Origin of the sequence: Leptospira weilii serovar Ranarum str. ICFT (genome assembly GCF_000332415.1) — a bacterium.
Classification (GTDB): Bacteria; Spirochaetota; Leptospiria; order Leptospirales; family Leptospiraceae; genus Leptospira; species Leptospira weilii_A.
This window is the reverse complement of the sequence record NZ_AOHC02000059.1, coordinates 1-22,191: the sequence shown is the minus strand read 5'-3', so window position 1 is coordinate 22,191 and position 22,191 is coordinate 1. Positions and strand designations below refer to the sequence as shown.

At 45.0% G+C, this 22,191-nt stretch carries 22 protein-coding genes and 1 pseudogene; 16 read left to right on the top strand and 7 right to left on the bottom strand.

Annotated elements, in window-relative coordinates; all coding sequences use genetic code 11:
- Positions 1 to 2 precede the first annotated feature (2 nt).
- From fliR to LEP1GSC060_RS20695, 14 genes and pseudogenes are all read left to right on the top strand, one after another.
- The gene (gene fliR / locus LEP1GSC060_RS18785) at positions 3 to 782 is read left to right on the top strand and encodes a flagellar biosynthetic protein FliR (RefSeq protein WP_003011269.1); all 780 of its coding nucleotides are present in this window, start codon (positions 3 to 5) and stop codon (positions 780 to 782) included.
- A gap of 140 nt (positions 783 to 922) precedes the next feature.
- Positions 923 to 2,200: an EscU/YscU/HrcU family type III secretion system export apparatus switch protein gene (locus LEP1GSC060_RS18780; RefSeq protein WP_230458360.1), complete on the top strand. Its 1,278-nt coding sequence runs from the start codon at positions 923 to 925 to the stop codon at positions 2,198 to 2,200.
- A gap of 9 nt (positions 2,201 to 2,209) precedes the next feature.
- Positions 2,210 to 4,333, top strand: coding sequence for a flagellar biosynthesis protein FlhA (flhA, locus tag LEP1GSC060_RS18775; RefSeq protein ID WP_003011257.1), 2,124 nt, complete (start codon positions 2,210 to 2,212; stop codon positions 4,331 to 4,333).
- A 50-nt stretch (positions 4,334 to 4,383) separates the two neighbouring features.
- A complete protein-coding gene (gene flhF / locus LEP1GSC060_RS18770; protein WP_003011205.1) occupies positions 4,384 to 5,673 on the top strand; it encodes a flagellar biosynthesis GTPase FlhF in 1,290 nt (429 codons plus the stop codon).
- A gap of 27 nt (positions 5,674 to 5,700) precedes the next feature.
- Positions 5,701 to 6,612, top strand: coding sequence for a MinD/ParA family protein (locus LEP1GSC060_RS18765; RefSeq protein WP_003011163.1), 912 nt, complete (start codon positions 5,701 to 5,703; stop codon positions 6,610 to 6,612).
- Positions 6,613 to 6,615: 3 nt separating this feature from the next.
- Positions 6,616 to 7,089, top strand: a pseudogene (locus LEP1GSC060_RS18760) (hypothetical protein).
- A gap of 148 nt (positions 7,090 to 7,237) precedes the next feature.
- A complete protein-coding gene (gene whiG / locus LEP1GSC060_RS18755) occupies positions 7,238 to 8,038 on the top strand; it encodes an RNA polymerase sigma factor WhiG (protein WP_003011217.1) in 801 nt (266 codons plus the stop codon).
- 30 nt (positions 8,039 to 8,068) lie between these two features.
- Complete coding sequence (locus LEP1GSC060_RS18750; protein ID WP_003011210.1) at positions 8,069 to 10,054, top strand: FapA family protein; 1,986 nt, start codon at positions 8,069 to 8,071, stop codon at positions 10,052 to 10,054.
- Positions 10,055 to 10,062: 8 nt separating this feature from the next.
- Positions 10,063 to 10,416, top strand: a complete 354-nt coding sequence (locus tag LEP1GSC060_RS18745; RefSeq protein ID WP_036097195.1) for a hypothetical protein — start codon at positions 10,063 to 10,065, stop codon at positions 10,414 to 10,416.
- 49 nt (positions 10,417 to 10,465) lie between these two features.
- Positions 10,466 to 11,608, top strand: a complete 1,143-nt coding sequence (locus LEP1GSC060_RS18740; protein WP_036097207.1) for a hypothetical protein — start codon at positions 10,466 to 10,468, stop codon at positions 11,606 to 11,608.
- The gene (locus LEP1GSC060_RS18735) at positions 11,608 to 11,889 is read left to right on the top strand and encodes a DUF370 domain-containing protein (protein ID WP_003011184.1); all 282 of its coding nucleotides are present in this window, start codon (positions 11,608 to 11,610) and stop codon (positions 11,887 to 11,889) included. The genes LEP1GSC060_RS18740 and LEP1GSC060_RS18735 overlap by 1 nt, the downstream gene beginning before the upstream one ends.
- Entirely contained in the window at positions 11,886 to 12,452 is a 567-nt protein-coding gene (locus LEP1GSC060_RS18730) for a guanylate kinase (RefSeq protein ID WP_080634618.1), read from the top strand. The genes LEP1GSC060_RS18735 and LEP1GSC060_RS18730 overlap by 4 nt, the downstream gene beginning before the upstream one ends.
- 31 nt (positions 12,453 to 12,483) lie before the next feature.
- Positions 12,484 to 12,780: a hypothetical protein gene (locus LEP1GSC060_RS20700; protein WP_003011234.1), complete on the top strand. Its 297-nt coding sequence runs from the start codon at positions 12,484 to 12,486 to the stop codon at positions 12,778 to 12,780.
- Between the two features lie 252 nt (positions 12,781 to 13,032).
- The gene (locus LEP1GSC060_RS20695) at positions 13,033 to 13,446 is read left to right on the top strand and encodes a hypothetical protein (RefSeq protein WP_155119721.1); all 414 of its coding nucleotides are present in this window, start codon (positions 13,033 to 13,035) and stop codon (positions 13,444 to 13,446) included.
- 209 nt (positions 13,447 to 13,655) lie between these two features.
- Here LEP1GSC060_RS20695 and LEP1GSC060_RS18715 read toward each other — a convergent pair whose 3' ends face one another.
- The 7 genes from LEP1GSC060_RS18715 to fliF all read right to left on the bottom strand — a co-directional run bounded on the left by LEP1GSC060_RS18715 (position 13,656) and on the right by fliF (position 20,847).
- Positions 13,656 to 14,066 (bottom strand): hypothetical protein, encoded by a 411-nt coding sequence (locus LEP1GSC060_RS18715; protein ID WP_003011272.1) that lies wholly within the window; start codon positions 14,064 to 14,066, stop codon positions 13,656 to 13,658.
- A gap of 13 nt (positions 14,067 to 14,079) precedes the next feature.
- A complete protein-coding gene (locus tag LEP1GSC060_RS18710) occupies positions 14,080 to 14,727 on the bottom strand; it encodes a periplasmic-type flagellar collar protein FlbB (protein WP_003011187.1) in 648 nt (215 codons plus the stop codon).
- A gap of 159 nt (positions 14,728 to 14,886) precedes the next feature.
- The gene (gene fliJ / locus LEP1GSC060_RS18705; RefSeq protein WP_003011181.1) at positions 14,887 to 15,459 is read right to left on the bottom strand and encodes a flagellar export protein FliJ; all 573 of its coding nucleotides are present in this window, start codon (positions 15,457 to 15,459) and stop codon (positions 14,887 to 14,889) included.
- Positions 15,460 to 15,462: 3 nt separating this feature from the next.
- The gene (fliI, locus tag LEP1GSC060_RS18700) at positions 15,463 to 16,827 is read right to left on the bottom strand and encodes a flagellar protein export ATPase FliI (RefSeq protein WP_003011266.1); all 1,365 of its coding nucleotides are present in this window, start codon (positions 16,825 to 16,827) and stop codon (positions 15,463 to 15,465) included.
- 424 nt (positions 16,828 to 17,251) lie between these two features.
- Entirely contained in the window at positions 17,252 to 18,175 is a 924-nt protein-coding gene (fliH, locus tag LEP1GSC060_RS18690) for a flagellar assembly protein FliH (protein ID WP_002626492.1), read from the bottom strand.
- 3 nt (positions 18,176 to 18,178) lie between these two features.
- Positions 18,179 to 19,147, bottom strand: coding sequence for a FliG C-terminal domain-containing protein (locus LEP1GSC060_RS18685; protein WP_003011251.1), 969 nt, complete (start codon positions 19,145 to 19,147; stop codon positions 18,179 to 18,181).
- Positions 19,147 to 20,847 (bottom strand): flagellar basal-body MS-ring/collar protein FliF, encoded by a 1,701-nt coding sequence (gene fliF, locus LEP1GSC060_RS18680; protein ID WP_003011245.1) that lies wholly within the window; start codon positions 20,845 to 20,847, stop codon positions 19,147 to 19,149. The genes LEP1GSC060_RS18685 and fliF overlap by 1 nt, the downstream gene beginning before the upstream one ends.
- A gap of 662 nt (positions 20,848 to 21,509) precedes the next feature.
- Here fliF and LEP1GSC060_RS20780 point away from each other — a divergent pair.
- Together LEP1GSC060_RS20780 and LEP1GSC060_RS20775 are read left to right on the top strand one after the other, a co-directional pair.
- Positions 21,510 to 21,734 (top strand): tyrosine-type recombinase/integrase, encoded by a 225-nt coding sequence (locus tag LEP1GSC060_RS20780; RefSeq protein WP_080634617.1) that lies wholly within the window; start codon positions 21,510 to 21,512, stop codon positions 21,732 to 21,734.
- Positions 21,709 to 22,005, top strand: a complete 297-nt coding sequence (locus LEP1GSC060_RS20775; RefSeq protein WP_080634616.1) for a tyrosine-type recombinase/integrase — start codon at positions 21,709 to 21,711, stop codon at positions 22,003 to 22,005. The genes LEP1GSC060_RS20780 and LEP1GSC060_RS20775 overlap by 26 nt, the downstream gene beginning before the upstream one ends.
- The last annotated feature ends 186 nt before the right edge of the window (positions 22,006 to 22,191 follow it).

The window sequence follows — 22,191 nt, the reverse complement described above, 5'->3', positions numbered from 1 at the left end:
TTATGGAATACTTTATCAATCATTTTCAGACGTTTCTGCTGATCCTTTCGAGATTGATGGGGTTGTTGTCCGTTGCGCCCGTATTTTCCTATCCTTCCATCAGCGTTCCTCAGAAGATGATCTTTTCGTTTTTGGTTTCCGTGATTTTATTTCCGGTGACGGCGGGTTTTTTACCTCCGGTTCCCGGGGATATGGGAAACTACGGACTTGTCGTAATCGCGGAGGCGCTGATCGGAATGCTTCTGGGTTTTTTGATCAGTTTGATTTTTGCGGCCTTTCAGATGGCCGGGGAATTTTTTAACGTTCAATTGGGTTTCGGTTACGCGGAAATTCTCGATCCCGTCACTCAGACCAGTTTGCCGGTGATCAGCACCTTAAAGAACCTGCTCGGAATGCTTTTATTTTTAACGTTAGGCGCTTATCGAGTTATGTTCGAGAGTCTTGCGTATTCGTTTGAAAAGATTCAGGTTTTGAAATTCGCTCCCGAGATTCAAAACGGAATTTACAAGGCGATGGAAGACGCGGTCGGAGCGATGTTTCTCGTCGCGTTTAAGTTGTCTCTTCCGGTTCTTGGTATCATTTTGCTTGTTACCGTTTCCGAGGCTTTGATGGGGAAGGCGGCTCCGCAGCTCAATGTATTGCAACTTTCCTTTCCGATCAAAGTTACGATCGGTTTGATCGTGATGATTTTTATCACTCCTTATCTGGTTTCTCAGATGGGGGCGGCCTTTGATTTGTCCTTTGACAAAGTCAATCTCATGCTTCAGGAGTGGCCGAAGTGAAAGGGAGGTTGAAAGAAGAATTCTCGGAAGGCGCGTCCAAAGGGGGAAGTCTCCCCCTCGCAAAAGCCGCATTCCGCGTCTTTTGCTACCCCCTCTCCGGGGGATTTTATCGTACGTTCCCCGGACCCAACCTCGCTGAAATAGGTCGTAGTTCCGACATCCTCTGCGATAAAACAACTTCCCCACCCTGGTTGGGTGGAGGAGGTGGGCTGGTGGGAAGAATCGGGAAATTTTTCTCTATCATAAAAACATTATTTTCTCAAGTAAAATTTTCCTGTATCGAACTTGTCGGAACTCCGACAAACGCGTGTTTAACGAACTCCGCATTCGATTTCAAAATCGATCTCCAACTTTTTGCCGCCGAGGACGAAGGTCGAACCGAACCCGGGTCCGAACGAAGGAGAAGAGAGGAACGAGACAAAGGAAACGTTCCCAAATCTCCCGAACTTCCGGCGGCGGTCGTTTTACTCGCCGGAGTCATTCTCGTCTATCTCATGGGCGAATATTTTTTCATGAGAACGTTTTACATTCTCCGCAAATACATACACGGGGTCGGGCTTAGGACCGATATCAGCTCCGAATCCGTCACCGAACTTTTGAAAAACGCATCCACGGATCTTTTTACCCTCCTTTGGCCCTTACTCGGGATTACGGTCGTCGGCGCGGTCATCGGAAACGTCGTACAAGTAGGATTTATTTTCACACCGAGAGCTTTGAGTTTTAACTTCAGCAGAATCAGACCCAACTTTAAAAAAGTCCTTCCGACACGTCAGACGCTCTTTAACCTGGGAAAGTCGCTCGCAAAAGTAGGACTCATCGGGTGGGTTTCTTACATCATCATCAGTAAGGACTTTTTTCCGATTCTTCTTTCGGGAGAAATGGGACTCGAACAAGCGGTGGCTCTCGTGATGAGCAGTTCCTTCAAAATATTTCTCGTGGTCGGAATCATTCTACTCGCGATCAGCGTGGTGGACTACTTGTATCAAAGATACGAATACGAAGAATCCTTGAAGATGACTCCATCCGAGGCAAAGAGGGAAGCGAAAGAATCCGACGGGGATCGTTCTCTCCAAGCCAGAAGAAGACAACTCGCGCGAGACATGATGAATAAACGAAAGATGCTCGCGAAAGTTCCCGAAGCGGACGTGGTGATCACGAACCCGACTCACTTTGCCGTAGCGTTGGAATACAAACCCGGAATTCACAAGGCTCCGATCGTAATCGCAAAAGGTGTGGACGACTTCGCGCTTCTGATCATTCGAATCGCAAGAGAAAACGGGGTTCCCACCGTGGAAGATCGTCTTCAGGCCAGAGGACTTTACGAGGAAGTGGAACTCGGCGCGGAGGTTCCGCAACAATTCTATCGCGCCATCGCGGCCATTCTCTCTCGTTTGGAATCTTTCCGGAAAGCCGTGTAAGAGGAAACTATGGAAAAAAAATGGTGGAATCAGTCCGACATTATTTTAGGAATCGGAGCCGTGGCGATCGTCGCGATGCTCGTCATTCCGCTTCCCGGATTTATATTAGATATTTTGATTATTATCAGTTTGGCGATCGGGCTTTTGGTTCTTTTGACCTCTCTTTCCGTCAACGAACCCGCGGATTTTTCGATTTTCCCCAGTCTTTTGCTCATCACCACGTTGTATCGATTGGCGCTTAACGTTTCGACTACGAGACAGATTCTTTCCAAAGGGCCCGCGATGAACAGCCACGTCATCGACGCCTTCGGTTCGTTTATCATCGGAAGCGAGTCCGGACTTTCCAAGTATGTTGTGGGATTTATCATCTTCATCATCTTAGTACTCGTGCAAATCCTCGTAATCACAAAGGGCGCCACTCGGATCTCGGAAGTTGCGGCTCGATTTACGTTGGACGCCTTACCCGGAAAACAGATGGCGATCGATATGGAACTTTCTTCCGGAAATATCAACGAGGAAGAAGCCAAAAAAAGAAGAAAGAAGATCGAAGCCGAAGTCGACTTCTACGGTTCCATGGATGGAGCGAGTAAGTTCGTACAAGGAGACGTACGAGCGGGACTCATCATCACCGCCATCAATCTGTTAGGCGGAGTGATCATAGGCGCGTCGATTCGGGGAGAATCCTTCACCCAAGCGATAGAAACCTACGGAAAGTTCACGATAGGCGACGGACTTGTCTCTCAGATTCCCGCGCTTCTCACGACGGTTGCGACCGGTATCATCGTAACCCGTTCCGGTTCCGAGTCCGATCTCGCGACTCAGTTCAAGAGTCAACTCTTCAGCAATTCCAAAGTTCTGTACGTGGTCGGGGGAAGTTTGGGATTTTCCGCGTTTATACCCGGACTTCCTTTCATTCCTCTCGTGATTCTTTCCGCGGGAATCGCTTACTTGGGTTATTCGCTCGAACAAACGGTCAAGGAACAACTCGAGTCGATCGAGAAAAAGGAAAAAGAATCCGGTCAGGATCGTAAGCCGAAGGATTTTTACGAAGAACTCAGAACCGATCCGATCGAAATCGAAGTCGGTTATCATTTGATACCGCTCGTCGACGCTTCCCAGGGCGGGGCGCTTCTGGATCAAATCAGCAATCTCAGAAAGAAGTTCGCTCAAGACAACGGGGTTGTCATTCCTCCCGTGAGAATATTAGACAATCTTGATTTAAACCCGGATACGTATTCGATCAAAATCAACGGAACCGAAGTGGGAACTTCCACGGTAAAACCGGACAAACTCATGGCTCTCAATACGAGTCCCGGAACCGCGGAGTCGATTCAAGGAGAGGATTTTTTAGAACCTTCCTTTGGGCAAAAGGCGAAGTGGATTTCTTCCGAAGACAAGTCCGAAGCGGAAGGAAAAGGTTACACGGTTGTGGACGCTTCCACGGTCGTGGTCACTCACTTGAAGGAACTTCTGGCGACTCACGCTTCCACATTACTCGGAAGAGAAGAAGTCAAAAAACTTTTGGATCACTACAAGGCGACTTATCCGACTCTTGTTAGCGAGTTGGACGCGGACAAACCCGGCAACTTGGGAATCATCCAACAAGTATTACAAAATCTTTTGCGGGAAGGACTCGGAATTCGAAACCTCGTTCCGATTTTGGAATCGATCGCGAACAATTTGTCCAAGTATCAAAACCCGTACATACTCACCGAGCTTGTGCGTCAGTCGGTTTCAAGAACCGTAGTCAAGGATTATCTTTCCATGGACGGCAAACTGAGAGTGATCACTCTGGAAAGTAGAATTCTAGACCGACTGAACAAGTCGATCACTCAGGATAGAATCGAAAACAGGGACGTCCTTTCTCTGGCCCCCGATTTTTACAGAAGGTTGATCGACGGAGTCGCCGAACTCTATCGAAATTTTCGAACCGAAGGAAAGTTTCCGATTTTTGTCGTGAACCGGGAAGTGCGTCTACCGTTCTCGTATTTGCTCGCAAAGGAATTCCCTCCCCGCAACTTCGGAGTCCTCGCCTACGAGGAAATACATTCTTCCGTGGATTCGGTCATCGAAGCCGAACTCAAACTTTCTCAGACACAAACCGCGGCAGCGGGTGTCGGGGAAGAAACATGAAATGATTAGAATATTCAATTTTTCTAAAGTGAAAGGTCAGGGAGCTGGATATGGAATTCGCTAAAATTCGCGGTAAAAGTTACCAAGATTGTTTGATGGAAATGAAAATGAAATACGGACCCGAGGCGACCGTGATTTCCCAAACCGTAATCACCGAAGGCGGAGTGATGGGAACGGGACTTCTCGCAAAGAAGATGATCGAAATCCAGATCGGAATTCCGGAAAAACAGGCTTCCCGCGAAAAAATAGAACGTAAACTTCAGGACTTAAAAGATCTGCTGAAACAAAAATCGTATGCGGCTCCGGAAAGAAAAAAAACTCTCCATACCTTAAAACCTCTTTCCAGAACTCTGGAAGAAAAGGAAACGGCGACGATCGAAGAGGAGTTCGAAGAGATCACAACCGAACCCGAAAGAGTCGGCCTTTCTTTTGAGAAAGAACTTTTTAACGGAAATTCTCCGAGTCGAAAAGAAACGTTTCCCGTTCGAGGGAGAAAGGATTCTCCTTTGACAAGATTGGGGGAAAAGTGGGTTCGGGAAGGAATGAGCCACGGTTATGTGGAAGAGATTCTCTCCAAGATCGAAGAAAGGCTTTCTCCGATCGATCAAGGACGCAATCACGCGGTTTGCGAAAGGGCGATTGAAACGTTCCAAGAAAGAGTCAGCGTTGACTCGGACCTATTTCGGGGAACCGGAAAGAATCAGAGAAAAGTAGTGTTTCTGGTCGGACCTACGGGTTCGGGTAAAACGACGAGTGTCGCCAAACTCGCGGCAAAATACTTTCTGCATCGGGGCCGATCCGTGTCGCTTTATACGACGGACAACTATAGAATCGCCGCGATCGAACAACTCAAACGTTATGCGGACACAATGGGAATGCCGTTTTACCCGGTTAAAGACATAAAAAAATTCAAGGAAACCCTGGCCCGGGACGGTTCCGAACTGATCCTGATCGACACCGCGGGTTACAGTCATCGAAATCTAGAACAACTCGAAAGGATGAATTCATTGCTTTCCTGTTTCGGGGAAAAAGACTCTGTGGAAAATCTTCTTGTCCTTTCCGCGACTTCCTCCTACCATCATACGAGTACGGTATTGAAAGCCTATGAGTCCCTAAACTACCGAAGAATTCTTCTCACAAAATTGGATGAGGCGGATTTTTTAGGTGGTTTTCTCGAACTGGCCGATACATACTCTAAGAGTTTCACTTATTTCAGCGTGGGACAGGAAGTTCCTTTTGATATTCTTCCTGCGGATAAAAACCTAATGGCTGAATGTGTGGTAACTCCGGAGAAAATTGCTGAGCTGAGAGGAGAGGTTTTCACCGTTGTAGGTGACTGATTCGATCGGCTTTCGAAGAGGTAAAGAATGGACCAGGCGGCTCATTTACGGAAACTCACCGAGGGGAATACGAATCTAAAAGTTCTGTCGTCCAGAAAACCCACGACTAAGATCATAGCGATCGCATCCGGGAAGGGAGGAGTCGGGAAAAGTACGATCTCGGTAAATCTCGCAATCTCCATGGCAAGGGCCGGACAGAAAGTTCTCGTGTTCGACGGGGACTTGGGACTCGCCAACGTAAACGTAATCCTCGGGATCATTCCCAAATACAATCTTTATCACGTCGTTAAGGGACACAAAAGCTTGAAGGATATCGTTATCCAAACTCCGGAAGGAGTGGATATCATCGCGGGAGCCTCCGGATATTCCCAACTTGCCAACTTAAACGACACGCAGAGAAATTCACTGATCAAAGGTTTTTCCGAATTAGACAATTATGATATTATGATTATCGATACCGGCGCCGGAATCAGTTCCAACGTCATCGGTCTTACGCTTCCCGCCGACGACGTGATCGTGATTACAACTCCGGAACCGACGGCGATCACCGATTCTTACGGACTGATCAAAGCCATCGTATCCCAGAGCAGAGATAAGAATTTGAAGATGGTAGTAAACCGAGTCAGAAGCGCGATCGAAGGAAAAAAAGTCGCGGACCGAGTGATCGACATCAGCGGACAATTCTTAGAAGTGAAGGTCGAAAATTTAGGATTTATCTTTCAGGATGAAGAGGTGGAAAAGAGTATTCGGGAACAAAAACCGTATATCGTCAATTCGCCGAAAAGTAAGGCGGCGGCCTGCCTGAATCGTATAACGTATTCTCTCTTAAATCAGGAAATAGAACCCTTGGAAGACGCCGGTATCGGCGGGTTTTTCAAAAAGTTTTTCAACTTTATGGACGTCCGGAAAAAAGAGTTCGACCAGAACGACGAAGAATAGTCCTTGAACCTTCAGATTTTATTCGCCGGCGTTTTTGCCGTTTTTGCAATGATCGTAAGTCCGCTCTGCGGATTTCTTACCGGAAATTCCTTCGGTCATATTCTTTTCGTAACCGTCCTATCCGTCGTTGTTTTTGCCGTTCTTGGATTCGGAGTTCATACGATTTTGGAAATGAAAGTACCCGAGTTTTTGGATTTTCTTTCCAATCTAGGCGGAGACTATACACCTGCCGCCGTTTCTTCCGATAACTCCCGTGCAGGTGGATTCGATTATACGAGTCAGGCTAGCGAAGACGAATTGAGCGGCGGTTCTTCTTCCAGCGCGTAAGTTTTTGCCTCGGCGACTCCCAAACGTCAAAAGAGCGGAAACTTCGGGGATCATATTATGGTCGAAAATATAGCGATCAAAAACGAACCGAAACTCATGGCGGAAGCGATTCGTACGATGTTGGCTCGAGACGACATGGGAGAAAAGTAAGAGTTCTTTCTAAACTCGTTTCATTCCGTTTTAGAAAGTGAATGAGACAAAAAACTGCTTGATTTCCCCGTTTTTGGCTTAAAAAATGCTATTGCAATTTTCTGAGAAGCTCGACACTTTAGAATGAAGGTCTTCCAGATCCGAGCTTATGTCCAAAAAGTATGATAAATATAACCAGCAGGATGAGACGGAACTATGGAAATCCTATCGGGATACCAAAGATCAGGACATCCGAGCTTACCTCGTAGAGAAATATTCTCCCTTAGTCAAACACGTAGCCGGTAGAATCGCTATCGGTATGCCTCAGAATGTGGAATTCGACGATCTCGTATCCTACGGAGTTTTCGGACTTTTGGACGCGATTGAAAAATTCGATCCGGACAGACTGATCAAATTCAAAACGTATGCGATGACCCGGATTCGGGGAAGTATCTTCGACGAACTTCGTTCCATCGATTGGATTCCGAGATCCATCCGTCAAAAAGCGAAACAACTCGAACAGATTATCGGAATGTTGGAAAACAAAGAAGGCCAGCAAGTCGACGACGACGCGATCGCAAAAGAATTGGGAATTTCCATGGAAGAGTACAATTCTCTTCTTACAAAGATCAGCGGAACCTCTCTCGTTTCGTTAAACGATATTTGGTTTTTAGGAGACGAGAACGACGAAGTTTCCTTTATGGAAACCCTCGAATCTCCGATGAACATGAACCCGGACACGATCATCGAAAAAGAAGAGATTAAAAACGTGATCGTGGAAGCGATCAAAACCCTTCCGGAAAAGGAAAAAAAAGTAATCGTATTATATTATTATGAAGATCTAACTTTAAAGGAAATCGGCGAGGTATTGGAAGTTACGGAATCCAGAATTTCGCAGCTCCATACGAGAGCCGTTTCCAGACTGAGAAGTAAACTCGGTAAAGTAAAGTCCGTCATTTCTCGCAAGTAATCTTCGATTGACTACTAGGACGGAGAATATATGGGTTCTCTAATACCATTCTTACAAGACCAAGGCCGGGAACTGGATCGAGTCCAGAAAGAACAGGTGGAAGTTTACGGAGACACGTTGGAAAATTCTCTCCGTCTCGCCTCGAAACATCTTAAAAAACAAATTCACGAACTGGACTACGTCGTCTTAAAACGTGGAAAGAAAAAACTTTTCGGGCACGAACCCTGGCATATTCGGGTTTCCATTCTTCCCGAAGACAACTTCCTGGACGAACTCACCGAACTCGATCAAAAACTCACCGGTGGTTCGGGCAAACTCGTATCCAAGGATCTCAAAGAATTCATTCAACCGAAGGACAAAAACGGAAAAGCTCTGATTCAAATTCTTCGAAACGGCGTGTATCTCACCGTCTTTGCGCCGTTAGGTGATGGTCATTCCGTGGATATGGACGAACTCTCTAAAAAACTTTCGTTAAAAGGGGTTTCCGGAGAAGACGGCAAACTCGTCCGCAAAATCGTAAAAGAAGCAAAGGGAGAACCGGTTCTCATCTCGGATCAAAAACCGAGACAAGGAATGGAAGCAAAACTCCTTTTGGATATTTCTCCGGATAAGATGAAAGCGAAAGTCACCGTGATTCCACCTCGTCCCGGAGGTCGGGACTTTGACGTTCGGGATATCGTCAATCATCTTAAAAACGCCGGGGTCAAATACGGGTTTAAAGAAGAAGAGATCCAAAGAAAACTCGAAGAGGAATTTTTCAACCAACCCTTCATCGCCGCGGAAGGGGATTATCCGATCAACGGTAAAAACGCTCAGATCATCTATCACGTTCGAACTTCCAAAAACGTTTCTTTCCGAGAGGACGAAACGGGTAGAGTGGACTTCAAAGATTTGGACCTGATCGAAAACGTAGTCGTCGGTCAGTTGCTCGCCGAAAAAATTCCCGCCGAAAAAGGAAAATACGGTCGTACTCTTTTTAGCGAACTTCTTCCCGCTAAGGACGGAACCGATACCGATCTCAAACAAGGTAAGGGAACCATTCTTTCCGAAGACAGAAGCAAACTGACGGCGGAGGTAAACGGTCAGGTCGTTTTTGCTACGGGAAGACTTTCCGTGGAAACGGTTTACAGAGTCAACGGAGACGTCGGTATCAAAACCGGTAACGTTACCTTCCTCGGTTCGATCGTGATTACGGGTAACGTGGAAGACAATTATTCCGTCAAGGCCGCGGGCAATATAGAAATCTACGGAACGGTTCAAAAGGCGAGAGTCGAAGCGGACGGAGACATCATCATCCGTCAGGGAATTTCCGGACGCGAAGAAGCACATATTGAATCCACCGGCGGAAACGTGATCGCAAAGTTCATTCAGAGCGCGACCGTGATCACGGAAAAGGACGTCCTCGTTCAAGAGGGAATTTTACATTCCTTTGTGAGTGCAGGAGGAAAAATTCTCTGCAATGGGAAACGAGGTCAGATCGTGGGAGGTACGGTCCGCGCGTCCGAGTTGATCGGCGCGAGAAGTATCGGCTCTTCTGCAAACCCCGCGACCGAGCTCGTGGTTGGAATCGATCCGAAGGTCCTCAAACAGATCGCCGACTACGAAGCCAAGATGCACGAAAGTCAGTCCAAACACGAACAGGTTTTTAAAAGCCTCAAGACTCTCCAGGCCAGAAAAGAATCCGATCCCGCGTCTTTTACGGAAGAACACGAGAATCAGCTCGGCAAAATGCAAAAGGCGGTGGACAAGCTCGAGTCTCGGATTCGGGAATTTGAAACGGAAATCAGCAATCTCAAAAACTATATGGAAGAGAAATCTTCTCACGGTAAGATCAGTATCGAAAAAGTTCTCTACGGCGGAGTAACGATGAAAATTCGAAACTCGGATTTCAAAACGAGAAACGAAATTAAAAACAAAACCTTTGTGGAAGAGAACGGTATGATTCGCCAAGTGCCTTACGAGGATCCGGAACCGGACAAAAAAGACTGGAGAAAAAAGCGAAACCGTGGTAATTAAACCATAGGATGAGGCTGAGCGATACATTCTTAGGTTACGGTCAAGCTCCGGACATGATCCGGAAGCAACAGGTGGAAAATCCTTTCACCATGCCTCATATGATCTCCGAAACCGCTCGGATGGTCAAAGAATATAACGATACTCGCAAATACGCCGTCGAGTTGTATACCGACGTTTTTTCCCTTTCTCCGGAATCCAGGGAAAGAATGGCTTCGGCACGAAATCAAAAAATAGATCAGATTAAGGATCGGTTAAAAACATACAAACCGGCTTCGGACGGTAGGACCGATACTTATTCCGCCGACGGTCAAAAGGTGTCTAACGCACCGACCCATCGAGGCCAAATCGAATTTTACGCTTAGACTTTTTTCCGAAGGAATGTTGTTGGAGACGGTACCGGGAGAAAAAGGTATGGAGTTATTTGCAGTTTTAACGATCAACGCGGTTATTTCCGTAGTTCTATATTATACGATCACTTCGAAAGTTACCGAAAGGATTCGTAGCCATATGCTCAAACGGATCAACGAGGAAATTCGGGACTTTGTGGACGAGTTGGAAACGGAGTCGCTCAGACAGGTCGATCTGATGGGTTCCAGAATTCTCACCTTCAAAGAGATGATTTCCAAGGCGGAAGAGCTCGTCAAAAGAATCGAACGGGTTACAACTCCGGATCTTCTCGACAAAATTCGGATCGAAAACTTGAATTCCGAAAATCAAAGTCAGGAAAGTTCAAATCGTTTTTTCGATGAAAGGCCGTATATCTCGTCTACTCGGACCGAAGAGGAAAAACCGACTTTAAAAAATGCGAAGGTTGCAAATGGAGAAAAAGCGACTCTCAGAAATGTAAACGCGGCTCATGTTCCCGATTCCGTTCAACAAGGGATCGGGCATATCTACAAAGAAAATCTGGATCTTATCGGAGAAGAGGGAGAAAGGCCGAATATTCACGTCGGTCCCGCTTCCGTCGCTCGAAAAAATACAACACACAATTCTTATATTCAAAAACAGCAAAGTAATCCTGCGGCTCCGCAGAAAAATTCTCGACCGCAAAACAAATCCGAGTCCGTTTCTCCGGGATCGACTTCCAATCTCGTTTTGGAAACGATCGGTAGGGGAGTTCGTAAATTTTTCGGAATCCGGGAAATCAAAACGATCCGAGAAGAAGACGATTCCGCTCTGAACGATTTTTTTCCGGGAACTCGAAATTCCACTTTGGATATTTCCTTGGACGAGGATCCGTTCGCACCGGTTTTAGATTCCACGTTAAGTGCAACGCCGAATTTTAAGGACAATCTCAAATCGACGGAAGGGGACTTTACGAAAATTTTTCGGGATAATATTACCGGTTATACACCTCCCAAACCGGATTCGACCCGTATTTCCGCCGAAGCGACGTTACTCGAAATCGCAGAAGATTCCACAAAAATCGAGAAAGTTGTTTTCCTTTTAAAAAGAAAATATACTCATGAAGAAATTTCGGAAGTTTTGGACCTTGCGCTCGGAGAAGTGGATATCATCGAAAGGTTCAGGTTGGACAGAAATAGGAGGTTCTGATGTCGCAGTTTAGAATACTCAACGTGGGATTCGGGAATATCGTTCTGGTTTCTAAGATCGTCGGCATCGTTCATTCCGATTCGGCGTCCGCTAAACGAATTCGGAACGAGGCTAAAAGCAACAACAGTTTGATAGACGCCACTCAAGGAAAAAAAACCCGTTCGATCATCGTTACCGACAGCAATCATCTCATTCTTTCCAATCTGAGAGTGGAATCTCTTACAAGAAGAATCGAGGCCAGCGATAACTCGATCGCTTCCGAAGAGGAAGATTTAGACTGAACTCCCCCAAACTTTTTGTTCTTTCTTCCGTGGCGGGAGGAGGGAAGTCCACACTCATTCAAAAACTCAGGGAAAAACATCCCGAGATTCTGTTTTCGATTTCCTGTACGACCCGCCCTCCTCGTCTCGGCGACAAGGAGGGCATAACGTATTTCTTTTTAACGAAAGAAGAATTTGAAAAGGGAATTTCAGAATCCGCGTTTTTGGAATGGGCTTTGGTTCACGACCAATACTACGGCACTCCTTTGAAATTTATAGAAGAGGCTTTTGAAAAAGGCGCCTCGGTGATCATGGACATAGACGTTCAAGGTGCGAAGATCATTAAAGAGAAACTTCCGGAAAAAATCGTGACGATTTTTATTCTTCCGCCTAACGAAATGGAATGGGAAAAACGCCTTCGAGGAAGGGGAACCGATTCGGAAGAAAATATCTTGAAAAGAATCCGAAACGGTAAGTTGGAACTGCAACGTCAGGACGAGTTTGATTATAAAATCGTGAACGACGTTTTGGAGAAGGCGCTTGAACAATTGGAAAAAATTATATTCTCCGATACGAAATCATAATATTCAACAATACTCAATTACTAGGAAAGATATGAATTCTAAATCAAATACAAACATGATTCGGGCGAGATGGATTTTCTGCGCCTTTATCCTTTTTTTCGCCTTCTCTTTACAGGCCGGAGATCGTCAAGCGGGTGAACGATGTATCGCGGATACGGAATGTGCGTTTCAGTTCCAGTGCAAAGAAAATGTATGCGTCAAAAAGCAGGAATTTGACTACGGCGGAAGCGGTAAAAGCGGAAAGTCCTGCAATATAGACGCGGATTGTATCGGCGCAGGTAAGTGTGTGAACGGCGGTTTCGGAAAGAAGGTCTGTTCCGGAAATTGAAGTTCGAATGGACGTTTTGGAGCAGAAGGTCTGATCGATATTCAATTTTTTAAATGTTTGATCTATCTACTAAAATTATTTCCGGAGTTATAGTCGCGGTTATCGTAAATCTAATATCCGCAGTTCTGTTCAAATATTGGATTAAGAAATTAATTGTTTCTGATCAAGGTAACAGTTTGGAGTCGGCAAGAAATATTTTCGTATTGCCAAAAAGTTTTATTGTAACCGGTTACATGCTTGCGAACCGGTTACATGCTTGCGATTCTTTTTGCTCTAATTTCTATAGGCTTCTATTTTTTGGCGATTTTCGAAACCGAAAACTTCCTCTATGTGTCGATAATTTTCGCAGTACTTAGCTTGTTAGGAATTTACATAATTCCTTATTCGAAATTTTATACGTTGTATACGGATCAAATCGGTTTGACGGAGAGGGTTTTATTTTCGAAAGTAAAAAAAATTGCATGGCATGATATAAAATTAGTAAAATTCAATCGTTTTACAGGAAACTTCATATTCATCGGCCACCCTTATCCAAAAATAAAAGTAAGTTATGGAATTAAAAATTTTAACATCTTTTTTGCCATTTTTACAAATAAACTTGATCAAGATCTTTATGCAAAAGCAGTTGATGATTTTAGTAAATACCTGAAAAATCTATCTTTATAATCTTGCCCGGCCTAATTTCAAAGTATGATCTTCGAAATGCCGAGAGGCGTGGTGGAAAATTTATGCTGCGGTTCTAAGGCGCAAGCGCTTTGAAATCGGATGAAACGCATTTTTAAAATAAGCGAAAATAACGTTTACTGTACTTTCAAAAAAATAAGAATTAAGATAAGATTATGAATCTAACTTTGATTCCCGTTCTGGATCGATTCTTATCTACAATCCGGCGCATCCACCAGAATAAAAGGCATCGTGGTAGGAACCCCGTTCGCTTTCAGTTCCCGATCTTTGAGATAAAAGCCGCATACGGAAACGTAACTTCCCACTTGAACGTTCGAGATTAAAGAATCCGAATCCGAATCCAAGGCGACCGGTTTGCCGGAAAAATAGACGACAAAACGAATCGAATTTCCTTTATACAAAATTTCCGAAACGGTTCCTGCGATTTGGATCGTTTTTCCGAAAGCGGCGGAGGGATTGGAAACAAGTTCATAACCGCTGACTTTAGGCGGCGGGAAATTCGTTTTCTTTTTTGTAGCGATCGAAGATTCGACTAACAGTAAAAATGCGATGAGCGCAAAAGCACCAAATATGAGTGAAGTTGAATTTAGTTTTAAGTTCATGGTTTCTCCGGAATTATGGATTGGCTTCGATTGCGTCGTCCGGAATACCGGGGGTTTTGATTCCACCGGATCGGCTGAGCCATTTGTTGGTAATCATAGCGCGTCTGTCTGCGGGAAAAAGAGTCAAGAGATAAGTCGTAATCGTCGGTCTTCCGTCTTCTTCGGCGTCCTTGTCCATTTGAATAAAGACGTCGATGATGTCTCCGTCGGGCCAATTGACCAACATTCCCACTGAAGATTCGGGAGGCATATTTCCTACCTTATCCGCCAGAACTTTCACGAGTTTTTGACGGCTGTTTTTTTCAGAGTCGGCCGATTTCATCTCTTTCTCTTTTGCGATGAGACCGTTACGCATTTCGTCGAGTTTTTCCATCTCAGAGTCGAGTTTTCCTTTTTCTGCGAGAAGTTCCGTTTTTCTTTTTTCAAGCTCGTCCAATTCCTCCGCAAACCTTTCCTGCGCTTTAGAGAATTCCAGTTTTTGGAGCGCGGTCGGAGATTCGTTGTCTTGATTGACGAGCGCCGGCTCTTTTCGGAGAAACGGAAAAATTTCGGAAGAGTTGATGATTTGGAAATAATCAAAAACAAAAAAGCCGATGGCCAAAAGAAATAGAATTAGAAAAACAAGATAGGTTGCTCTTGCCTTGTCGCTTAACGATGCCATATTTAAACCCTTAGATCGATTCGATTTTCGTTGATCTTATTTTCCAATTGTTCCGCCTTGTTTTGAAAATCGGTGATTTTTTTCTGAAGGTTAAACATGGAATCCGTCGCCTGAGGGGAATGTCCGGTCGTTACGTTTAGGATTTTCTGAAATAGGGATTCATTTTTTGAATCGATCGTAGAGTTTTTTAATTTCGGAAGCGCCTGAGTCTTCGTTTGCGGATTCGGTGTTTGATCCCGTGTCGTATGTAAAGATTCTAGGAGCCGTTTCGGGTTCAGAGGATTCATAAATTTCTCTCCATTGGATGGACTTTAGCTGATTGTAATGTTCTTCGAGTTCGAATTTTTCTTTTTTAAAGTATAACTTTTTGTAGGTCTTGAACTGATTCTCTTTGAGGATTTCCAAAATTTTACGATCTTTCTGAGCGGCAATCAACTCGGCCCTTTTGGCGTCGAGTTCCGGCCTTCTACTTTCGATATCGGACTCCAAGTTTTCATTTTGAGTGATGAGGGAACGGATATAACCCTGATGAAGTTGATAATCCCTCAAAGTAGCTCCGTGAAGGGAAACGGATTCGCCGGTGAGAAGTTCGATCTGCCTTTCGTTTTCTTGGATGGAATTGCGGATCTGATTGATTTCTCCCGCGACGAGGGAAAACACCTTGAGTTTTTCGTCTTCTTTTTTCTTTCGAAGATTTAAAACCGGTTCCAGACTGAATTGAAAACGTTTCAAGGATTAGAATTCCTCGTCTTCCTGTTCGTCGTCGAGAACATCTTTCAAACCTTGTAACGCCTGGGAATAGGTGCTTCGTTCCTGGATCTTTTGTTTTAGATAACGATCGATTTTATCTTTTTTACGAATCGCGAGATCCACTCTATCGTCGGAACCGGAAACATACGCGCTCAAGCGGATCAATTCTTCCGCAGAATTATAAACGCTGATGAGTTCTCGAATCATACCCGCTCTCAGGTTTTGATCTTCGGGAGCGATCCTTGCCATCACTCTGGAAAGAGAAGCGGGAACGTCCACGGCGGGATAATGATTTCTTTCCGCGAGTTTTCTACTTAAGATGATATGTCCGTCTATGTAACCTCGAACCGCGTCCGCGATCGGGTCTTCCATTTCGTCCGCTTCCGTAAGGACCGTATAAAAACCGGTGATCGTACCTCCGGACTTGGATGTTCCCGAACGTTCAACAAGTTTTGCTAATTTAGAAAAAACTGATGAACTAAAACCTCTCGTAATCGGAGGTTCGTGATTGGACGCCGAGATTTCCCGGTTTGCCTGGGCAAAACGAGTTAACGAATCCATCATAAGGTTTACGTGTTTTCCTTGATCTCGAAAGTATTCCGCGATGGAAGTGGCGAGTAGGGCGCAATTGACCTGTTCCATCTTAGGCGCGTCCGATGTAGCGGCAAGGACGATCGATTTTTGAAGACCTTCTTTTCCGAGATCGATTTCAATGAACTCGTTCACTTCCCGACCTCTTTCTCCCACGAGAGCGATGACGTTTATGTCCGCGTCGGTATAACGGGCGATCATACCGAGTAGGCTGGATTTACCGACACCGGAACCTGAAAAGATCCCGACACGTTGTCCTCTTCCAATGGTAAGAATTCCGTCGATGGCCCGAACGCCCGTGGCAAGGATATCTCGAATGATGGGGCGATCCAAAGGATTGGGTACTTCGCTGTCGGGAGGCCGTTCTTCCTTGGTGATGATATGGCCTTTTTTATCGATCGGTCTTCCGACCCCGTTGAGAACACGGCCGAGTAGTTCTTTACCGACAGGGATCGCCAGTTTGCGACCCGAAGAGAATACGAACGCTTCCGGATAAATTCCTTCTACGGGACCGAGGGGCATAAGAGTGTAAACGTGGCCCTCAAAACCCACAATTTCGCACTGGAGATACCCTTCTTTTCCGCTCTTTTGAACGTCCATGAGTTCTCCGATTTTAGAATCGGGCGGGCCTTCCGAATAAATGACATTTCCCGAAACTCGAACGACCTTTCCCGATTTTCGAATCGTTTCCGTGCGATCCATGATCAGGAAATATTTGGACATTACGTCCACTTTTTCGTGAAATTTCTTCTCAATCATAGAAGCTTATTTCTTCGTACCGGGAATTTGTAGGAAAGTCAAGTATCTATGCGAAAATAAAAGAATTATGTCGCTTAAGAAAGAATGGGTGAGGGAGTTCCCAAACAGATTCCCGTCGAAAGTGGATTTGTGGGAACTCCCACGAAGATTTCGGTTAGGAAAAAATTTGTGGGAACTCACACTTCTTTTGAGAATGTCTTTTCGATTCTTAAAAACTCTGGCGTTTTCTCTCTGAGAAGATTTTTCCGGAAATATTGTAGGAACTACAATCAACGCAGAAATTGAGGGAGTTCCCACAAAAAGAAAAGATCTCTCGGTTTTTCCGGGAGATCCATAAGAAGGGGGAAGAATGTCTTGGTTAAAAAACAAATTCTGAAACGAGAGGGGTTCCCTGGAAACTTCTCGAGCTGCGAGCCGGTCGTTTTTAAATCGGCTCCGCATTCCGGATCGCTTCCTCGATTTCTTTGAGCTGAGTGGAGATTCTCGCGTCGATCGCCCCCACGTCCGTTTCGATGATGACCCCGCCTCGATCCACACGGGAGTCCTCGTAAATATTGACCTTGCGAAGAGATTCCATAAGTTTGATGAGTTCGTCCTTGTGTGCCGTGGTAAGTTCCAGGTCCGCAAAGTTGACTCGAATGTCCACACGGTCGCGATCCTTGATTCTTTTTAAGGCTTCTCTAATATTGTTGAGAACGATTTCCTTTCTCTCTATGATTTCGTCTTTGATGACCTTACGAGCGATGATGAGAATCATCTCGACCATCTGTTTTTCGGAAGCTTGGATGATTTCTTCTCGGATATCGATCGCCTTACCCACGATGGTTCCCAAACGGTCGATAAGACGCCTAACTTCTCCCTGACCTTTTTTAAAACCGACTTCGCGACCCGCGTCATACCCTTTTAAGTAAGCCTCGTGTTCGATCTCCGCGACCTTCATCTCGGCTTCTTTGATCATCCTCTCGACTTCCATCTTGGCGCGGTCGAGAATCTGTTCGGCTTTCGCTTTGCCGGTATCTTCCTCTAATTTAACTTTTTCTTTGGAGTCTTGGATCATCTGGAAGGCGCGTTTGCGACCTTCTTCTTCGATCTCTTCGGACTTTCTTCTTGCGTCTTCGAGAAGTTTACGAACTTGTTCTTCGTTCTCTTCTCGATAACGACTCAGTTCCGCTTCGATCTCTTCGATCGAAGGCCCCTGATACTGTTCGATGATATTTCCTTCTTGGTCTACCTCGAACTCTTCCGCGTCCTCGTCTCTGTGAAACTTTTTATATTTATCAGGAATTGCTAATTCAACCTGATCTTTGATGTCCGCGATTTGTATCGGTTTAAAGACGAGTTTCGCCATGAGTTAAGTCGCTCTCCAAAATTTGATACTTCCTTCCTCGATCTCATCCCGGAGTCTTTCCAAAATTCCGTTTTGAGCGGTCTCCATTTCCGCGAGACTGATCGGACCCATGGAATCGGATTCCAATCGAATCGAAGCGGAGAGGGCGGGTTCTAATTTTTCAAGAATCCGCATCTGAACTTCCGTTTCGGTGCCTTTGAGCGCACACGCGAGGACGATCGGATGAAAGGAAATAAAAAACCGATTTAACGGTTCTCTCTCTAAGAATAACAGATCTTCCATCCGAAAGAAGTGTTCCATTATATTTTCGGCAAAACCGGGCCGCTTCTCGCGGATTCGATCGAAGATTTTTTGCGAATCTCCGGGCCGTAATCTCCCCAAAAGATCGGCGGCCTTCTTTCCTCTCGGGTTATGGATCGGGAGACTTTTTTCCTCAAGGGCCAAAGCCTCGAGTTTGAACCTTAAAAATCTTTCCAAACGATTCTTCTCATATTCGCTGGAAAGATCCAAATCGTGGATCTGGATCAGGATCTCTTCCTGGATCGTTTCGGGAAAGTCGTTTAACACCGCAGCGGCGGCGTCCGGATTTCCGAAACAAAGAACGAGAGCGATCATACTCGGTTTTTCACCGGATATGATTCTAGAAATTTCCATCGCGTTTTTTGTCTTTAGTTCTTGGAGAAGATCTCTTTCTTCTTTTTCTTCTTTGAGAAGGGCCTCGAGTTCTCGGATGAGATGTAAACTTTCGGGATCGATGTTTTCTTCTTTTTGAATCTTGCCCAGAGAGTTTAAGAAAGAGGAGAGAACCTCTCTCTCTTCTTTGGAATCCGGCTTTCCGGTTTTGTGAAACGTTTCCAGCAGTTTCCCTGTCGTTTCCGGGCCCAGATGGCGGTAGACTTCGGGAGGGAGGTGTTCTCCCAAAATCCGGAGAAGACTTCCCGCTCTGTTTTGTCTGGAGGACAGGGAGTTCATCAGCTTGCTTCCTCTTCAGAGAGCCAAGTGCGGAGGAGCTGCGCGACTTCTTCCGGTTTTTCCCTGGCGAGGTTGATCGCGTTTTCGAGAAGTTCTCTTCTGTATTTTTCGTCGAGAGAAAGTTCCACTTCGGCTCCGCCTTCGTCCATCACTCGAAGCGCCGCTTCTCTCATCATTTGTTGTTGAGCCGCGAGTTCCTCTTCTCTGAGTCTTCTTCTTCTTGCGATTTCTTTTTTAACCGCTCTGTAGACCAGGATACTTACGATCAAGAGGAGAACGATGATCAAAGATGCGATGATCATCTGACGGATTGCTTTTTGTTTGCGGAGTTCTTCGTCTTCCGCCGCGAACTGTGCCGATCTGTCTTTCGGCATTGTGATGACTGAAATCTGATCCCCTCTCGCCTTGTCGATCCCGACCGCGGACTCGAGGTTTTTGCGGATTTGTCTGAGTTCGTCTTCGGAGACCGGAACGTATTTGCGATCGAAACCGGTTCCGTCTTCCTTTTCTTTTTTCTCCCACATTCCGTCGATGACTACGGAGAGATTTACTTTCTCCACTTTCCAAGGTTGTTTCTGAACTTCGGAAACTCTTCTGTTGAATTCGTAGTTGTTGATGTTCTCGGCTTTGCTATATTCCGATTTTTGATAGTCCGTGTCCTTATAACCCGGAGGAATGTTCGGTTCGGTTCCCGCAGGTCCGTCCGGAGTGAAACCTCTTCCTTTGAAGTCTTCTTTGGTTTCTTTGGAGGAAACTTTGAGAGAATACCCGTCCACGAGTTTTAGTTCGGAATAAGGAGTGTTCGGATTATCCGGAATCGCCACAACCGGAGAAACGGAGTTGTCTTTGTAGGATTCCTTGTCCCAGTTTAAGTTATATTCAAAACGTGTAATATCGACTCTTTCTTCTCCGCCGAGCAACCAACGCAGAGTGTTTCTCATATCGATCAAACGTTGGATTCGTTGTTCTTCTCCGATTCTTAATTTTTCCTGAACGATTCTGAGTTCGAGTCTTTCTTTTTCCAGATCCTCTTCAAAGTCGCTGATGATCTTTCCGTCCGCGTCGGCAACGCTTACGTTTTCGGATTTTAATTTGGGAACCGCTCTGGAAACCAAGTTGACGATCCCTTTGACTTCTTTTCTGGAAAGAGATTCAACTCCTGGAATGTAGTGGAGGATGACGGATGCTTTCACAGGGGAAGCGTTCGACGTGAAGAGTTCGTCTTCCGGAAAGGCGATGTTTACGTAAGCCTTATCGACGGAGCGTAACGTCATGAGCGATTGTTCGATGGCGCCTTTTAAGGCTCTGTATTTTTTGATGTCTTTGTCGAACTGGGTCTCGGTGAATTTGTCCACGTTAAAAAGTTCCCAACCTTGAACTCCCGCAGGAATTAAATTTTCCTGTGCGAGTTTGGTGACGATCTCTTGTCTTTGTTCCGGATCGACCGTGACCATACTCGTGTCCGAACTGCCGTATTGATAACCGAGAGAATCCAGTTTTTTGGTTACTTCGGCAAAGTCCTTGCTCGTTAAGTCCTTAAACAGAACCACTCGGTTTTTTTGGAGTGAGATCGTGGAAAGAATTCCGATTGCGATCAAGACGGTTAACGCAACCCCGCCGAGGATTAGTTTTTTAGTCGTGTCCAGGGATGTGAAAAACTCCCGGATGTTGTTTAAGATTTTCTGTAACTGCTCAGGCATAACGAATCTCCACCGAATTTACAATACGGGACATAATTGAATATCGGAAAGAAAGTACAATCCCTTTTCGGATTTTTTTGGAAAAATTTATTTCGGTACATAAATGTTAAGTATTCTTTAAAGCTTCCTCATGCGTTTCCACATAAAGAAGAACGGGAGATTCCTCTGTATTCGATTTGGCTACGATCAAAATTCCTATCAGTTCGTAAGATCTTTTTCCAAAGTGAGACGGGATCCAAAAAATAAATTCCGGATTTTCTCATTTTCGGAGGAGAATTTGGAACGTTTCTTGGATTTATAAAATTCTAATATAGAATTTAAGGGAAAATTAGAACTTAGAATTCGGGTCAAAAAATTGAAACTGGAAAACACTTCCAAGAGGACGATTCGATCCGATCCTATTATGCAAATACGATCGCTTCTCTGAAACGGTCCGGAAAAAATCCAAGAGAAATTGTTAAGGGAGACGTTACGGCTTTTATCGAAAATTCCTTTTTTGTAAATAAATTAAGTTCGGCTATGATCAATCATGTGTGAATTCAGGCTCTCAATTCTGAGTCTTTCTTGGGAAACCTTGGATCAAAGATTTTCCAAGACCTAAGAAAGAACAAAGACTTCCGGATATTCTCTCTACATTAGAAGTTTCTAAAATTATTATTGCGATGCCAAATCCGAAATATAGACTTTTGCTTTCGTTTTGTTACGCAACCGGGTTGAGGGCGAGCGAGCTCGTCAACCTAAGACCAACGGACATTGATGAGAAAAGAAAAATTTTGATAGCAAAAGAAGGTAAAGGGAAGGAGGATCGGTTTACGATCTTGTCTCAAGCCAGCGTTCTTTTTTGGAAAGAATTTCATCCGTATGAGGAATGGGTTTTTCCCGGGTAAGATTCTTCCAAACACATTTTTACCAGGACTGTTGAAAGGATTTTCGAGATGGCAAAAAGAGAAAGCAGGCATTAAAAAGTCAGTGAGTGTCCACAGTCTCCGCCATACTTTTGCGACTCATCTTCTTGAGGCAGGAGCCAATAGGAAACCCATTCAATTTTTGTTGGGACACAAAAGTGTTCGAACTACTGTGATCTATACAAGAGTCGGTCATGTCCGTCTCGCTCAAGTTGTAAGTCCTCTTGATCTTCCGAATCTCAAAGAAGATTAGACGTTTATACGACGTTTGGTTATCATGCCGATTGAAGCGTTTATAAGACGATCGCAGATCCGACTTTTATAGAACATTCGGCGAGTTTGAGTTAGACGCAAGTCAGCAAAAATTTCTACTTTTCTCTATTTATCAGTTTCAAAATCATTTTGGCCAAATTATCGAAAAAATCATTGACTCTTTCTT